This window comes from Mesorhizobium sp. CA12 (genome assembly GCF_020165255.1).
In the GTDB taxonomy this organism is placed as follows: Bacteria; Pseudomonadota; Alphaproteobacteria; order Rhizobiales; family Rhizobiaceae; genus Mesorhizobium.
The window spans coordinates 188,344-203,828 of record NZ_JAIUHT010000006.1; the positions used below are offsets into that span (position 1 = coordinate 188,344).

A 15,485-nucleotide genomic window follows, 5' to 3' on the forward strand; every position below is an offset into this window, starting at 1 on the left:
AAACTCAAATCAAAAAGACGACATGGCGGCGATATCTGCCAAGCAACAGCAGCGCGATTGCCCACATAACCAAGGCGGTGATGCCGGTGACGGCGAAGGCGTCGCTCGGAAACTCGCCAATGAGGATCGGAGTACGCGCAACGTCCAGGAAGTAAGTGAAAGGATTCCAGAGATATGCATATGTCTGTATGGCGTCTTGCCCGTTATAAACCCAGAAGACAGGTGTAAAGAACATTCCAACGCGCATCAGATTGCCGACGATGAATTCGCTGTCCGGGAAGAATGCGCCGGTAAACGCAAAGACCGTGATGAGGGCTGGTGTAGTCAACAGGATCAACAGCAGTCCCGCAAGCGACCACAGCCACGCAGGCGTCAGCGACGGCCCGCTAATCAGCAGGATGATGACACATCCGACAACTGCATAGCCGGCCCGTATCGCCGACTGTATCGTCAGCCGCATCACATAGACGAACAATGGCAGCGTCGTGCCTTCAATGAAGCTCTCTTCGCGCTTAAAAAGCGGCACGCTCAGGGAGATGACCTCCATGAGGTAAAACCATACCATAAGGCCGATGGCAACGTAAGCAGCGTAACCTGCCGCATCTTTGCCAGCCGGCTGGAACACGAAAACGAATGTTCCCGCGAAAGCGAGATAGTTCACCAGCAACCAGAGCGGCCCGAGCGTGGTGCGCCGATGCTGGTCTCCGATATCTTCATGGGCCAGGGCGATCCATACCCTTCGCAGCTTCATGGCTCTGAATATGTCGTCGAAGGCGCCGTTCAGTGCCGAAATCATCGTTGTGGTGCCACCGCTATTGTTCTGGTGATTTGTCCCTCGCCCCTCACGTCCGCCGTGCACCTCTTTCATGGCCATTGCGACAAGCTTATGGCAGCGTGCTGTGGCTTAGTGAAGCCGGATCGTCACATCGTGACATTTATTAGCTCCCCCTGTTAGGCGCCTGACAGTTTCTCTGAACGACTGGCAATCCAGCCTGAGTTATTCCGGCTTCAAGTCAAATCATTCGCACAATCGAATATTGCCCAAAAAACCTCTAGCCCTCCCGCCCTCCCCGCGCTAAGGCGGTAACCGGGTGACGGGGTTGGGGATTGCAATCTGAAGTGGCGGTGGGCGATGTTTTGTCCGCGGCCGTTCTGATAGTATCCCCGCGCCTGGAGTCAGTACTGCCCAATGACCGCATACGTAGAAGCCGTATCGGAACTCCGACCGAGGATGCGGCGCGCCATCATCATGGTCCAGGATCTCGTCATGGTCCTGGTCGCGGTGGCGCTTAGTCTCATCCTGTCGCAGTCGCGGCTTTCCTTCGACGCGTTCTCCGTCGGCGGGCTGGCCTGCTGGGCGCTCATCGTGCTCATCGCCCATCTGCTGTTCCGATCCAGCGGCCTCTACAACACCGTCTGGCGCTTTGCCTCCACGCCCGACTTCTTCAACATCCTCAAGGGCTGCGGCAGCCTGACGGTGGTGCTCTATCTGGCCTCGCTTGCTTTCCGCTTCTTCTTCCAGCCGGTCGCCGGCCTCAACGAGCGCCAGTTCATCGTCTTCTTCCTGGTCTCCTTCACCATCATTTCGGCGCCCAGGCTCTATTATCGCTTCCTGCGCGACGGCGCGAGCTGGCGCATCCTGCGCCGCGCCGCCGGCGATGCCTCGACCAAGCAGGCGCTGTTCATCGGCCGGCTGGGCGAAGCGGATCTGATCGTGCGCTTCACCCGCACGGCTCAGCCCGCCGAATACGCCATCGCCGGCATCATGGCCACCGAGAGCGCCGCGACGCTCGGCACGCGGATCCAGGGCGTTCCGGTCGTGGCGCTGCGACCGCGCCTGGTCGAGGTGCTGGAAGACTATGTCAAAGGCACGCAAAGCCTCGACCTTCTGATCTTCGGCCAGGGGGTCGAGCGCGAGATCGAAGACTATGCCGAGTTGGTGCGCGTCGCCCGCCACAGCGGCATCGCCGTCGTCCAGTTTGCCGGCCTGTCGGAACTGGGCCAGGGCGGCAAGCTGGTTCTCGATGCCGTCGAGATGGAAACCATCATGCGCCGTTCGGCGGTCGCCACCGATATCACGCGCATCGGCGCCTTCGTCGGCGGCAAGCGCGTGATGGTCACCGGCGGCGCCGGCTCCATCGGCCGCGCGCTCGTCAAGCGCGCGCTGGAGCTGGGCGCCGAGGCGGTGCTGGTGGCCGACAATTCCGAATTCGGCATTTTCCAGCTCGATCAGCAGACCGACGACGCCGACCGCGACCGGCTGACCAGCCGCATCGTCGACGTCGCCGACCGGCCCCACATGACGCGCCTTGTCAGCGAGTTCAAACCCGCGATCATCTTTCATGCCGCGGCGCTGAAGCATGTGCCGCTGCTCGAGGAGAACTGGGAAGCGGCGATCGAGACCAATGTCTTCGGCACGCTCGCCTGCGCCGAGATCGCCGCCGAATGCGGCGTGCCGCAGTTCCTGTTGATTTCCAGCGACAAGGCCGTCGACCCGACCTCGGTGCTGGGCGTCACCAAGCGTGCGGCCGAACAGATCGTATCCTCGCTGCATGAGGCCCAGGCGGCCTCGCCGCCGCCGCGTGCTGGCGTGGCGAATGGCCATGCCGGCCCCGCCGATCTGCGTCATTCGGGCACGAAATTCATCGCCGTGCGCTTCGGCAACGTCTTCGGCTCCAACGGCTCGGTGGCGACCGTCTTCCAGGCGCAGATCGAGGCCGGCGGGCCGGTCACCATCACCGACCGGCGCATGACCCGCTATTTCATGACCATGGCTGAGGCCGTCGATCTCGTCATTATGTCGGCCGCCGATGCCGAGCAGCGCCGGGGCAAGGACGACTACGCCATCTACATGCTCGACATGGGCAAGCCGGTGCCGATCCTCGAAGTCGCCGAAACCATGATCCGCATGGCCGGCAAAAGCCCCTATACCGATATTCCGATCCGCTTCACCGGCATCAGGCCTGGCGAGAAGCTGCACGAGACGCTGCACGCCGAGAACGAGGAGGTGGTCAAGCTCGACACCGCCAAGATCTTCGGCCTCAGGACCGGTGTCGTCGAATGGCCGAGGATCGAGGCGGCCCTGCCGGCGCTGGCGGCCGCGATGCAAGCTCGCGACAAGACCGCGGCACTTGCCATCCTGGCCGGGCTCTATCGGGCGCAAGAAGACATGGGCGGCGTGCGCGAAGAGGCGGAGCCGAAAACGGCCGGGCAGGTCGGTTAAAACTTTGCCGCGGGCCCGCAATTAGCTATTGAAACCTTTCAAGCACCTCGCGGGCAAGTGATTCCAAAGCCGTGACCAGAAAAGATCAGCGCGTGGCCGTTCTCATGGGCACGAAGGATGGCGCGGCCTATATCGGCGAACAATTGGAATCCTTGGCGACGCAATCCTGGCCGCTCGTCGATCTCTGGGTCTCCGACGACGGCTCGTCGGACGCCACGGCCGCGATCGTCGAGGCGTGGCGATCCCGCTGGACCAAGGGGTCGCTGACACTTTTGCAGGGCCCGCGAAGGGGCTTCGCCGCCAATTTCCGCTCCATGATACTCGATCCGCGCATCGATGCCGACTGCTACGCGTTTTGCGACCAGGACGATGTCTGGGAGCCGGATCGGCTGGAGGCCGCCATCCGCTGGATGGAGGGAGAGGACATGGAAACGCCGCTCCTGTTCTGCTCGCGCACGGCGACTATCTCCGAGGCCGGCGCTCCGGCCGGCTACTCGCCGCTCTTTCGCCGCCCGCCGTCCTTCCGCAACGCGCTGGTGCAAAGCATCGCCGGCGGCAACACCATGCTCTTCAACCGCAAGGCGCGCGACCTTCTGGCGAAAGCGTCGGCCAGAACCGAATTCGTCAGCCACGACTGGTGGGCCTATCTCATCGTCACCGCCGCCGGCGGCAAGGTCCGCTACGAGCCGCGGCCGCTGGTCAGATACCGCCAGCACGCGGCAAACCTCGTCGGCGCCAACGTTTCATGGCAAGCGAGGTTATCAAGGCTGGGCCGTCTGTTCAAGGGCCAGTTCGCCGCCTGGACGGACACCAATCTGCGCGGCCTAGCCGTCAACCGCGACCTCATCGCGCGCGACGCAGCGCTTTGCCTTCGCCTGTTCATCAGGGCGCGCAAGGGCAATGTCTTCAGGCGCTTCGGCCTGCTCGGCAAAAGCGGTGTCTACCGGCAGACATTCATGGGCACGGTCGGGCTCTATGTCGCTTTCCTCTGGCGCCGGATCTGAGCCATGACGGCAAAGCGCGCGCTCGACCTGGCGGTCGCCGTTCCGATGCTGGCGCTGGCGTCGCCCGTCCTGCTTGTCGCGATGCTGGCGATCCGGGCGACGTCGGCCGGCCCCGCCGTCTTCTCGCAGATCCGCGTCGGCCGGGGAGGAGCCCTCTTCGCCTGTCACAAGCTGCGCACCATGTATCGGGAAACCCCTTCCCTGCCCACCCACGAGGCGCCGTCCGGTTCGGTCACCGCGGTCGGCAAGGTTCTGCGCGCAACCAAGATCGACGAACTGCCGCAGCTCTGGAACGTGCTGAAGGGCGAGATGAGCCTTGTGGGTCCTCGTCCATGCCTGCCGACGCAGGCGGAGCTGATCGAACGGCGCAAGGAACTGGGCGTGCTCACCGCACTTCCGGGCATCACAGGGCTGGCGCAGGTCAAGGGCATCGACATGTCCGATCCAAGACTTTGCACTGAAACCGATGCGGCCTACGTCAAGGCCGCCTCGACCGGCCTGGACCTCAAGATATTGCTGGGCACGTTCTTCCGCACATAGAGCGGTTCACCGCTCACGGAAGCGGCGAACGGCTCCTCTGTCGTGCCAGTTCTTCAAGCCGGCCGAGTGTGTCGGCCTCCCGTTCCCAGCCTTCCGACGCAAGCAACAACGAATCGCAGACCTGCGTCGCCACCAGAGCTTGCCACGCGGCCCGTCTGCCGCTGAGCGTGGCCAGCATCCGGAACGGCCAGGCCGGCACGGGAAGAAGCCGGGCCGGCCGGCCATATCCGCGCCGGAACGCGGTGACGATTTCGGACATCACAGCCGGAGAAGCATCGCCCAGCACATAAGTTGGGAGCGGCGCCGTGGGACGGCTCAAAAGATGCGTCACGGCGCCGGCCACGGCGTCATGCGAGACGAGCGAGCGAACCGCCGTCAGAGCGGCTGTCGGCAGCGGCAGGCCGGTGGCGGCCAACCGCATCAGCCCGCGCAGATTTCCCTTCATGCCTTCGCCATAGACCGGCGGCAAACGCAGCGCGGTCGCGCCGGCGCGTCCGGCCGTTGCAAAAGCCTCCAGCATTGCGATCTCGCCTTCGCGCTTGGAGCGCCCGTAGGCGCATTGCGGGGCAGGGGGCGTGGCCTCGTCGATCGTGCCGCTGAACCCTGCGCCCACCACGGCGCGAATCGAGGAGAGATAGACGAAGCGCCCGTCGATACGCGTGGCCGCTGCTTGGGCCAGCCGTCCGGTCAGCGTCGCGTTGACGGCTCGCAAGTCGGCCGCGCCGGCACTGCGGTCATTATTGAGCGCCGCGCAGTGAACGACATGCGTCACGTCACACATCAGGGCCAGAAAGGCCTCCTGCGGTGCATCGGTACCGGGCAGCGCGACGGCATCGTCCTCGCCTGCCAGCCGCTGCGGCAGGCGCGATGCAATCCGTATGTCGAATCCGGCCTCGCCCAACCGGCTGACGATCCGGCGTCCAATGAAGCCCGTCGCGCCGGTGACCAGGACCTTCATGGTTGCGGGCTGGCGCCCGGCGCCATGGTGGGCGCGCTTTTTCCGGTCGGTTCTATCGTCCGTCCGGAAGCGAGGTAGGTTCCCGAGATCAGGAACACCATTAGCGTCGCGTCGAGGATATCGTGGCCGACCAGGATTCCGGCCATTCCGCCGGTGAAATAGGTGATGACGGCGACAAGAATCATCGTCGCGCCGAACCTCTCCACCGGATCGGCGCTGCGGCGCAGCGTCCGTGCCGCATTCCGTGCGGCAACGACGAAGATCGACGCCAGGGCCAATGCCCCCAGCAGGCCGGCCTCGACCAGCGCCGTCAGGAAGCCGTTGTGGAAATGGCTGAAACCCTGCTGTAGGCCGAACTGGTTCTGCAAGCCGTGCTTCATCAGCGCCCGGCTCGCCGAGATGCCGTGGCCGAAAATCGGCATCTCGCGAAACGCGGCAAAACCGATTTCCCACATCGCCACGCGCAAGCCGAGCGCGGTCGAATGGTCGCCATTGGCATTCAGCGCATCCCAGTCGCTGACCAGGAAATCGGCCCGGTCCAGGATGACGCGAGAGCCGATGGCGGCAATCACAAGGGCGACCACGACGCCGATCGCCACGAAGCGCGCCACGCTGGCGCCGGTAAACCGGCGGCGGTTGATGAGGAGCACGACGATGCCGGCAATCGGCACGGCCATCCAGATCATGCGCGATCCCGAATAGACGATCGCCAGGGCTCCGGCTATCGCTGCCAGGACCAGCAGCTTCCATCGTTTCTCGATGCCTGACAGCGCGCCGGCAAGGCATGTCATGGCGGCAAGGCACGTGACGGTAGCGAAGACGATCGGATTGCCGGCGCCGCCCTCCGCCCTCACACCGAGCCGGTGGGACTGGAACACGGCCATCGCCAGCGCGCCGAAGCAGGCCGCGGTGCTGGCCAGAATGGCGATGCGTGCCAGCGCGGTCTTCTCGGTGATGCTCCACGTCGAATAGGAGAGGGGGAAAAGCAGGAAGGTGATCAACGGCAGGAAGAACCGCAAATCAGCAGCCAGCGTGCCGTTGACGATCGAAGCGAGAACCATCGCCGCGCAATAGGCATAGATCGCCGCCGTGACGGCGAGCATCGGCCGGTCGATATTGAAGCGTCGCCGCTTCGCGGCCACCAGCGTCGCCGACCACACGCCACCGGCATTGAAGGCGATGCTGACCAGCGATCCAAGCACCGGCGGCGAAAAAAAGCAGACGATCGAGAAATAGATGTTGATCTGTGCGGGCGTGAGATGGCGCCGGAGCGTTGTAGACGGGTTCAAATGCTTGCTTCGCAATTTCCAGGTTGCGCCCGGATCCATGGAGCCAGCCAAAGGCCGCCTCGCTGGTCTCCGTTTGCCGCGCCTTGCCCGTTCCCCGAGCCCATATAGCGGCTGGCGCCGATCCGCGATAGTGCGGTCGACAATGTCGCGACAGAAATCCCCTGGTCCGGTCAGGATCGGGGAGCTGTCTGGACACCACGGCTTTTCCCCGCTCGGCGTTTTCAATGACTCCGGCAGGATTTTCCGCTTTGCCGGCCTTGCTTGGAAAATTCGTTCTCCAATCACCGCGCGCCGTGTGGGTCTTGCATTGTTATCGGCGGCGCCGATCTGTTAGAACGCCCGCACGAAACAGTTTGTCCGAAGTGAAATCTGCGCCTGGGCGGCATCGGATTGCCCCTGCGATGCAAGATTTCCGCTCCACGGCACGAGAGAACGCTCGACGCTCCATGAATATCGCGCTCACGCATCTGCAGCGGCTCGAGGCCGAATCCATCCACATCTTCCGCGAGGTCGCGGCGTCTTTCTCCAAGCCGGTGATGCTCTATTCGGTCGGCAAGGATTCCTCGGTGCTGATGCATCTGGCGATGAAGGCCTTTTATCCGGCCAAGCCGCCTTTCCCGTTCCTGCATGTCGACACCACCTGGAAATTCCGCGAGATGATCGCCTTTCGCGATCAGATGGCGCAGAAGCTAGGCTTCGACCTTTTGGTCCACGTCAACGAGGACGGCGTGCGCGACGGCATCAATCCCTTCGACCATGGTTCCAACACCCACACCCATGTCATGAAGACGGTGGCGCTGCGCCAGGCGCTCGACAAATACGGTTTCGACGCCGCCTTCGGCGGCGCCCGCCGCGACGAGGAGAAGTCGCGCGCCAAGGAGCGCATCTTTTCCTTCCGCAACGCCCAACATGCGTGGGACCCGAAGAACCAGCGGCCGGAAATGTGGAAGATCTTCAACACCCGTATCGCGCCGGGCGAATCGATCCGCGTCTTTCCGCTGTCCAACTGGACTGAGCTCGATATCTGGCAGTACATCCTGCAGGAGAACATCCCGATCGTGCCGCTCTATTTCGCCAAAGAGCGGCCGGTGGTCGAGCGCGACGGCATGCTCATCATGAAGGATGACGACCGCATGCAACTGCATCCCGGCGAGGCGGTCGAGAACCGCCTGGTGCGCTTCCGCACGCTGGGCTGCTATCCGCTGACCGGCGCGATCGAGTCGGATGCCGACACGCTGGAAGCCATCGTCGGCGAGATGCTGACCGCACGCACCTCCGAGCGCCAGGGCCGCCTTATCGACCGCGACGAGGCCGGCTCCATGGAAAAGAAGAAGCGCGAAGGGTATTTCTGATAATGCGCCACATGATGGCCAAGAGCCTCGCCCCGACCGATTCGATCCGCGACTACATGGCCGCGCAGGAGAAGAAGTCGCTGCTGCGCTTCCTCACCTGCGGCTCGGTCGACGACGGCAAGTCGACGCTGATCGGCCGGCTGCTCTCCGACACCAAGCAGATATTCGAGGACCAGCTCGCCGCGCTCGAAAAGGATTCGCGCAAGCACGGCACCACCGGCGACGACATCGACTTCGCGCTGCTGGTCGACGGGCTGGAGGCTGAGCGCGAGCAAGGCATCACCATCGATGTCGCCTATCGCTTCTTCGCCACGCCGAAGCGCAAGTTCATCGTCGCCGACACGCCCGGCCACGAGCAGTACACGCGCAACATGGCGACGGGCGCCTCTACCGCCGATCTCGCGATCGTGCTGATCGACGCGCGCCAGGGCGTGCTTCGTCAGACCCGGCGTCACTCCATCATCGCCTCGCTGCTCGGCATCCGGCATATCGTGCTTGCGGTCAACAAGATCGACCTCGTCGGCTTCGACAAGACGGTGTTCGACCGGATCGTCGCCGACTACGGCGAATTCGCCAAGGAACTGGGCTTCATGAGCGTCGCGCCGATCCCTATGTCGGCGCGCTTTGGCGACAACGTCACCAGCCGCTCGGAGCGCACGCCCTGGTATTCCGGGCCGTCGCTGATCGAGCATCTGGAAACCGTTTCTGTCGACGAGGCCGCCGTCGAGCTGCCGTTTCGCTTCCCCGTCCAGTATGTGAACCGTCCGAACCTCGATTTCCGCGGCTTTGCCGGCACCATCGCCTCGGGCACCGTCTCTGAAGGAGACGAGGTCGTCGTCGCGAAATCCGGCAAGGCGTCCCGGGTCAAGCGCATCGTCGCGCAAGGCGGCGACCTCGAGCAGGCGGTCGCTGGCCAGGCGATCACGCTCGTCCTCGAGGACGAAGTGGAGGTATCGCGCGGCAACTTGCTGGTGTCGCCGGCCGCGCGTCCGCAGGTCGCCGACCAGTTCGCCGCCAACATCGTCTGGTTCGACGAGCAGGCGCTGCTGCCCGGCCGCTCCTACATCCTGCGCACCGAAACCGACCAGGTGAGCGCGACTGTCACCGACCTGAAATACCGGGTCAACGTCAACGATTTCGCGCATGAGGCGGCGAAGTCGCTCGACATCAACGAGGTCGGCGTCTGCAACCTGTCGACGCGCGCGCCGATCGCTTTCGATCCCTTCGCCGAAAACCGCACCACCGGCGCCTTCATCCTGATCGACCGCATCACCAACGCCACCGTCGGCGCCGGTATGATCCTGCATTCGCTGCGCCGTGCCGAAAACATCCACTGGCAGTCGCTCGATGTCGGCAAGCGCGGCCGTTCCGACCTGAAGAACCAGCGTCCGGCAGTGTTCTGGTTCACCGGGCTCTCCGGCTCAGGCAAGTCGACCATCGCCAATTTGTTCGAGAAGAAGCTGTTCGCGTCCGGCCGCCACACCTATATCCTCGACGGCGACAATGTCCGCCACGGCCTCAACCGCGATCTCGGCTTCACCGACGCCGATCGTGTGGAAAACATCCGCCGCGTCGCCGAGGTGGCCAAGCTGATGGCCGATGCCGGCTTGATCGTCATCGTCTCCTTCATCTCGCCCTTCAGCGCCGAACGGCGCATGGCGCGCGAGCTGATGGCCGAGGGCGAGTTCGTCGAGGTGTTCGTCGACACCCCGTTCGAGGAATGCGCCCGCCGCGATCCGAAAGGCCTCTACGCGCGCGCCTTGAGCGGCGAGATCAAGAATTTCACCGGCGTCGATTCTCCCTATGAGACGCCGGAGAACCCGGAAATTCACCTGCAGACTCTGGGCAGGAGCCCGCAGGAGATGGCGGAAGCCTTGGAACGCTGGCTGACCGAGCGCGACATTGCCGAGGAGCAGTATGACAATGGCGGCGGCATCTGACGAGGCGATGCTCGGCGTGTTCGAGCGCCTGGCGCTGGAAGCGGGGCGCGAGGTGATGCGCGTCTTCCACGAAGGCTGCGCCGTCGACAGCAAGGCCGATTCTTCGCCGGTAACGGAAGCCGACCGCGAAAGCGAGAAGATCATCCTGGCCGGCCTGCGCGCCGCCTATCCGGACATCCCCTGCGTGGCCGAGGAGGAGGTCGCAGCGGGAATTGCAACGCCCGATCTCGACGGCGCCTTCTTCCTGATCGATCCGCTCGACGGCACCAAGGAATTCGTCAACCGCCGCACCGATTTCACCGTCAACATCGCGCTGATCCGCCATGGCGTGCCGGAAGTCGGCGTCGTTTTCGCGCCGTGCACGGGACGCTTTTTCTCCGGGCGACCCGGCAAGGCCGAGGCGCTGGAGGTCGATGCCGACTATCGCATCGCCGGCCGCCGGCCGATCACGGTGCGGGCAGGGGGCACGCCGCTCGCGGTCGTCGCCAGCCGCTCGCACAACACGCCGGAAACCGAGGAATTCATCCGCGATCTCGGCGCCGCGGAAATCGTCTCGATCGGCTCGTCATTGAAATTCTGCCTGCTCGCCGCGGCGGAAGCCGATGTCTATCCGCGCTTCGGCCGCACCATGGAATGGGACACGGCCGCCGGCGACGCAGTGCTGCGCGCCGCCGGTGGCATGACGCGCACGCTGGACGGCCAGCCGCTCGTCTACGGCAAGCGCAACCAGGCCAGCGACAGCGATTTCGCCAACCCGCATTTCATCGCGACGGGGAAGGGCGCGTAACCTCGCCGCTTGAGGGGGGATGGCCGGCAGGTCAGAAGGGGATCCGCGCCGACGTTTGCGTTTCGCTCCGGCGCGTTTCGTCGCAAGCTGCGCCTGACGAGGAGCCCTTTCGAGCCCCTCACAAGAGGTCTGCGTTGCTGATCTTTGGCCCAGTCATCCACGGCGGTGCTGTGGGCACCTCCTCGATAACGCCAACCTTGCGGGCCCAAGTCGTAAAGGCCTTGTGCGCGGCCTCGACTGGTTTCCGACCGTCATAGGCCGAGTAGCACGCCTCGCAGGCCGCCGCGTGAAGCAGGCCGCGTCTCTCCACAGGCCATTCTTCCAAAAACTCAATGGCATCCATCACGCAGTCGATCTTTTGGATGTAGCCATTCTCCCCTACGAAAACTGACTGCTTGAAAGCATCACTTTCCATAGTGACCTCCCTTCAACAACTGACCCCGTTGGTCATTTCCGCAGATGCACCGCTAACATTCGAACACCTGCACGCCCGGCTGGGGACAAGAGAAAAGATTGGAAGCAGCTCTTTTCAGTTCAAGAGGAGGCTGCGAGACATCACCAGCAGCACCTGGATGCTACAGTGAGCATCGATAGCAGGCCCTGCTGTCCCGGTTGCTAAGAGCGAACGACCAGCGGCACTAGGCCCTCGTGCCGCTCGCCGAGATAGCAGACGACCCGGTCGCCGACGCGCTGGAAATTGAGGTCGACCTTCGCCTCGCCCACGGTTAAGTGCCGGATGACGATGTTGTCGATGCCTATCGGCAACCGTGGGCGTTCGACATTGATCTCGCGCTTCCAACCATCGATGCGGATCCCCAGGCAGGCCTGCAGCATCATGAACGCGGAACCGGCCGACCATGCCTGCGGCAGACAGGCGACGGGATAGGCGATCGGCGCATCCCCGATCGCCCGCGTAAAGCCGCAGAATAGCTCCGGAAGCCGCATATTGAACCGGACCGCCGCCTCGAACATGCTGCTCATAAGCTTCACGACGCTGATGCGCTCCTGGTAGCGGGCTAGCCCGGCGGCACAGATCGCCGTGTCATGCGGCCAGATCGAGCCGTTATGATAAGACATCGGATTGAACGGGATCTCATCGTCGGCCAAGGTGCGAACGCCCCAACCGCTGTGCAGATGCCCCGACAGCAACTGCTCGGCAATTGATTTCGCCCGTTCTGCCGAGGGCAGCCCTACATAGAGCAGGTGACCCGCGTTGGAGGCGCGCACCGCGCATTGCCTGCCTTCTCCATCGATTGCCAAAGCGTAGAAATTGCGGTCCGGCATCCAGAACCGGGCCTCCACTGCGCTGCGTATTTTTTCTGCCATGGCGCTCCAGTGCGCCGCCTTTGCGGCGTCTCCGCGTTTGGCTGCCAAGGCGGCCATGCCTTGATAGGCTGCGAAGACGTAGCCTTGCACCTCGACCAGTGCGATCGGACCGCGAGGTATTTTGCCGTCGGCATGGAAGATAGCGTCGGCGCTGTCCTTCCAGCCCTGGTTGAAGAGACCCGTGTCCGCCGCCCTATTATAGGTCACGAAACCGTCGCTGTTGCGGGCACCGACTTCCTCCATCCACGCGATTGCTGCGCACAGCGAATCCCACATGCGATCGACGAACTCGTCATCGCCCGTGCGATCGGCGTAGGACCAAGCCAGGTAGACATAGAGCGGAGTGGTGTCGACGCCGCCATAATAGCGGCCGAACGGCAGCTCGCGCAGTATAGCCATTTCCCCTTTGCGCGTTTCATGCATGATCTTGCCGGGCTCGGCATCGTCGAACACAGAGGTCTCCGTCGATTGATAGCGGCCAAGGAACGCCAGCACGCCGCGGGCAAGCCCGGGGTTGAGCCACAGCATTTGCAAGGCGGAAATGACGCCGTCGCGGCCGAAGGCAGTCGAAAACCAGGGAATACCGGCGTACGGATATGGCCCGGTCTCCAGATCGGTGGTCAGCAGGGCGATGTCGGCACGTGTGCGCGTGAGCCAGTCATTGAACACGCGGCCGGAGCTGAAAACAGTGGCGCCCTGTCGACGCTTTGAGCGCATTGCAAATCGCGCTCGCGCCGCGGCGGCGCGGAACCGATCACTGGACGGGATTTCTTCGTTCTGACCGACTTCCAAATACAGCGCCTTTTTGTCGTGCCTCCCCACCAGAATGAGAAACTCTGCATGATGGGGATGGATCTGGTCGGGCCTCATCGAAAACGCGATGACGGATTGGCGCGCCACATTATCGAGGCCCTCGTAGCAAAATGTCACGCCTGACTCGCCGACCAAGGCGTCATGTGCGCGACCGCGCCGGCTGCGCGTAGTGCCGCGCACCTCGAACATGTCACGGAAATCGGCATCGAAGTCGAACCGGACCGGCAGCAACACCTCACGCGCGGAGTAATTCGTGAAAGTGACTCGCTCGTACATGCGGTCGTGCCAGATGAATCTGGTCCGCTCGATGTGCACGACCCCAGGCAGCGTTTCACTGCCGTCGGGCCCGATGGTAGCCAAATTTGTGAGATTGGCGGTGAATAGGATGTTGTCCTGCGACAGCGACGCTCCGAGCAGCGACGGCATGCGGCCGCCTATGAACAGCCGGAAACGCGACAGCACTCGCGTATCATCGCGGAAAAGCCCGTCGCCGCTGCCGCGTATGTCGCCATAGCTGTCCGCGACGACGAAGCAGTCCTCATGCTTCAGCGCAAATTGCCTATGCGGCTCGCGCGGGGCCGATTCATCGAGTGCGGGGAGAGCGACCGCTGGATTAAGCTTGCGTTCTTCGACTTCGATGCTCATCTCATCCCTCCTGTTCAGACGGCCGATGCAGGCGCTCATCCCATATGCCTGCGCCCGACCATGCTGCGATGCCTATGATCCCGAGAGCGTCATTGAAATCTTGGCGGATATTCGGCAAAGCTTCCGCTGTTCGAGTCCGATCGAATGCGGCGGGCGATTCTAACCGCCAACTCGTCTCAAGCGGTGCTGTTAAAAAGTGCTGGCTATTTCAGCCGCGTTTTCGGCGAACCCGTTTCGCGAGCCGAGTGGAAATTGCTCGTCGCGCGCCAGCAGGCGGTAGATCCCCAAATAGTCGGTGCACATGCGCCCGACCGTGAATCGCCTTTCAAAAGTTTTCCGCACACGTGCGCGATCGAGACTGCCTATCCGCCGCACAGCTTCGACGGCTTCGTCAATGCTTTCCACTATCAGTCCGGACACGCCATGATCGATGACCTCCGGAACGGCTCCGCGGTTGAAGGCAACCACCGGGGTGCCGCAGGCCATCGCCTCGATGGTCACGAGGCCGAACGGCTCCGGCCAATCGATCGGGAACAGCAGCGCCGTCGCATTGCCCAAAAATTCCGCCTTCGCACGCTCATCAATCTCGCCAATGAACTCGACATTCGAATGTCGAACCACCTGGGGTTCGACCTTACCGCTCCAGAATGATTGGTCCACTGCGTCGATTTTGGCCGCGATCTTGAGCGGCATCCCGACGCGCGCGGCGATTTCTATCGCGGCTTCCGGGCCTTTTTCGGGTGAGATGCGACCGAGGAACGCGAGGTATCCAGAGGCTTTCGGCCGGAATGGGAGGATATCGTTCGGCAGGCCGTGATAGACCGTTCCAAGCCAGTTGACCGGCGGCATGGGCCGGCGCTGGTCATCCGAGATCGAGACCAGTGGAATGTCGTTGAACATCGCGTAAAGCTGCGCCAGGTCCGGAAGGTCGAGCCGGCCATGAAGCGTGGTAACGGTTCGCTGCGCGAACTCTCGAATTATCGGGAAATGGAGAACGTCGACGTGGAAATGCAGCACGTCGAATTCATTCGCCCGTCTGCGAACCTCTTCAAGCATCATGACGTGGTAAGGAATGGGATTCTGTGCTTTCTGATTCAGGCGTAGCGCAACGTCGCAACATGCCACCAGTTTGGCCGAAGTACGTGAATCGCCGCTGGCGAACAAAGTCACGTCATGGCCCCTTCGAACCAACTCTTCCGTTAAATAGGAAACGATGCGCTCGGTCCCGCCATAGAACTTGGGTGGCACGGACTCAGTCAGGGGTGCGATCTGGGCAATCTTCATGTGCAGGGCATCCTGGAACGAAAGTCGGCCTTCAACGAACCGGGACGGCAGCGGTTACTCCTTCTCCCGGTTCGCCGTTCTCGCGAACTTTCGGACTGCTAATTTGTTCCCGGCATCAATCACTTCGCCGTGGCATCGTATGCAAAAGGGAAAGGGCGGAATGTAAACTGCCGGACGGGCAAGCCCGTTGGCGAACATGGCGGCGATCGAGGCGCACGGTCAGGCTGACAAAGAAAGACCGCAGAGCATGTACACTGCGGCTGATGCAGTGCGGCCGCATTCAGGCTTGGCCTTGCTAATCAATGAGGAACATCCGCCCGCTTG

General features: G+C 62.9%; 12 protein-coding genes. 6 read left to right on the forward strand and 6 right to left on the reverse strand.

Annotated elements, in window-relative coordinates; genetic code table 11:
- Positions 1 to 4: 4 nt before the first annotated feature.
- Positions 5 to 874: an ABC transporter permease gene (locus LB520_RS12785; protein WP_224637732.1), complete on the reverse strand. Its 870-nt coding sequence runs from the start codon at positions 872 to 874 to the stop codon at positions 5 to 7.
- 315 nt (positions 875 to 1,189) lie between these two features.
- Here LB520_RS12785 and LB520_RS12790 point away from each other — a divergent pair, with 315 nt between their 5' ends.
- The 3 genes from LB520_RS12790 to LB520_RS12800 all read left to right on the forward strand — a co-directional run bounded on the left by LB520_RS12790 (position 1,190) and on the right by LB520_RS12800 (position 4,767).
- Positions 1,190 to 3,223 carry a UDP-N-acetylglucosamine 4,6-dehydratase gene (locus LB520_RS12790; protein ID WP_224637733.1) on the forward strand — a complete coding sequence of 678 codons (2,034 nt, stop codon included), beginning with the start codon at positions 1,190 to 1,192 and terminating at the stop codon, positions 3,221 to 3,223.
- Positions 3,224 to 3,315: 92 nt separating this feature from the next.
- Positions 3,316 to 4,227, forward strand: coding sequence for a glycosyltransferase family 2 protein (locus LB520_RS12795; protein ID WP_318012090.1), 912 nt, complete (start codon positions 3,316 to 3,318; stop codon positions 4,225 to 4,227).
- Positions 4,228 to 4,230: 3 nt separating this feature from the next.
- Positions 4,231 to 4,767 (forward strand): sugar transferase, encoded by a 537-nt coding sequence (locus LB520_RS12800; protein WP_224637734.1) that lies wholly within the window; start codon positions 4,231 to 4,233, stop codon positions 4,765 to 4,767.
- 13 nt (positions 4,768 to 4,780) lie between these two features.
- Here the strand turns inward: LB520_RS12800 and LB520_RS12805 are convergent, their stop codons facing one another.
- Both LB520_RS12805 and LB520_RS12810 read right to left on the reverse strand, forming a co-directional pair.
- Positions 4,781 to 5,725, reverse strand: coding sequence for an NAD-dependent epimerase/dehydratase family protein (locus LB520_RS12805; RefSeq protein WP_224637735.1), 945 nt, complete (start codon positions 5,723 to 5,725; stop codon positions 4,781 to 4,783).
- Positions 5,722 to 7,014, reverse strand: coding sequence for an O-antigen ligase family protein (locus LB520_RS12810; RefSeq protein ID WP_224637736.1), 1,293 nt, complete (start codon positions 7,012 to 7,014; stop codon positions 5,722 to 5,724). Before LB520_RS12810 ends, LB520_RS12805 begins: the two co-directional genes overlap by 4 nt.
- Before the next feature lie 446 nt (positions 7,015 to 7,460).
- Between LB520_RS12810 and cysD the strand changes: the two genes are divergently transcribed.
- From cysD to cysQ, 3 genes are read left to right on the forward strand one after another with little or no spacing between them, the layout of a single operon-like run.
- Positions 7,461 to 8,366, forward strand: a complete 906-nt coding sequence (gene cysD, locus LB520_RS12815) for a sulfate adenylyltransferase subunit CysD (protein WP_224707448.1) — start codon at positions 7,461 to 7,463, stop codon at positions 8,364 to 8,366.
- 2 nt (positions 8,367 to 8,368) lie between these two features.
- Positions 8,369 to 10,306 (forward strand): sulfate adenylyltransferase subunit CysN, encoded by a 1,938-nt coding sequence (gene cysN / locus LB520_RS12820; protein WP_224637737.1) that lies wholly within the window; start codon positions 8,369 to 8,371, stop codon positions 10,304 to 10,306.
- Between the two features lie 7 nt (positions 10,307 to 10,313).
- The gene (cysQ, locus tag LB520_RS12825) at positions 10,314 to 11,093 is read left to right on the forward strand and encodes a 3'(2'),5'-bisphosphate nucleotidase CysQ (RefSeq protein ID WP_224637806.1); all 780 of its coding nucleotides are present in this window, start codon (positions 10,314 to 10,316) and stop codon (positions 11,091 to 11,093) included.
- Positions 11,094 to 11,211: 118 nt separating this feature from the next.
- On the opposite strand, the gene LB520_RS12830 is transcribed toward cysQ, so the two are convergent.
- The 3 genes from LB520_RS12830 to LB520_RS12840 all read right to left on the reverse strand — a co-directional run bounded on the left by LB520_RS12830 (position 11,212) and on the right by LB520_RS12840 (position 15,161).
- On the reverse strand, positions 11,212 to 11,508 hold the full coding sequence (locus tag LB520_RS12830; protein WP_224637738.1) for a DUF982 domain-containing protein: 297 nt from the start codon (positions 11,506 to 11,508) through the stop codon (positions 11,212 to 11,214).
- 200 nt (positions 11,509 to 11,708) lie between these two features.
- A complete protein-coding gene (locus LB520_RS12835; protein ID WP_224637739.1) occupies positions 11,709 to 13,877 on the reverse strand; it encodes an amylo-alpha-1,6-glucosidase in 2,169 nt (722 codons plus the stop codon).
- 189 nt (positions 13,878 to 14,066) lie between these two features.
- The gene (locus LB520_RS12840) at positions 14,067 to 15,161 is read right to left on the reverse strand and encodes a glycosyltransferase family 4 protein (protein WP_224637740.1); all 1,095 of its coding nucleotides are present in this window, start codon (positions 15,159 to 15,161) and stop codon (positions 14,067 to 14,069) included.
- Between the last annotated feature and the right edge of the window lie 324 nt (positions 15,162 to 15,485).

Bases quoted from the DNA above. Each gene is read 5' to 3' on its own strand.
- cysD (WP_224707448.1), top strand. From the start codon at position 7,461: ATGAATATCGCGCTCACGCATCTGCAGCGGCTCGAGGCCGAATCCATC.
- LB520_RS12800 (WP_224637734.1), top strand. From the start codon at position 4,231: ATGACGGCAAAGCGCGCGCTCGACCTGGCGGTCGCCGTTCCGATGCTG.
- cysQ (WP_224637806.1), top strand. From the start codon at position 10,314: ATGCTCGGCGTGTTCGAGCGCCTGGCGCTGGAAGCGGGGCGCGAGGTG.
- LB520_RS12790 (WP_224637733.1), top strand. From the start codon at position 1,190: ATGACCGCATACGTAGAAGCCGTATCGGAACTCCGACCGAGGATGCGG.
- LB520_RS12835 (WP_224637739.1), bottom strand. From the start codon at position 13,877: ATGAGCATCGAAGTCGAAGAACGCAAGCTTAATCCAGCGGTCGCTCTC.
- LB520_RS12805 (WP_224637735.1), bottom strand. From the start codon at position 5,725: ATGAAGGTCCTGGTCACCGGCGCGACGGGCTTCATTGGACGCCGGATC.
- LB520_RS12785 (WP_224637732.1), bottom strand. From the start codon at position 874: ATGGCCATGAAAGAGGTGCACGGCGGACGTGAGGGGCGAGGGACAAAT.
- cysN (WP_224637737.1), top strand. From the start codon at position 8,369: ATGCGCCACATGATGGCCAAGAGCCTCGCCCCGACCGATTCGATCCGC.
- LB520_RS12840 (WP_224637740.1), bottom strand. From the start codon at position 15,161: ATGAAGATTGCCCAGATCGCACCCCTGACTGAGTCCGTGCCACCCAAG.
- LB520_RS12830 (WP_224637738.1), bottom strand. From the start codon at position 11,508: ATGGAAAGTGATGCTTTCAAGCAGTCAGTTTTCGTAGGGGAGAATGGC.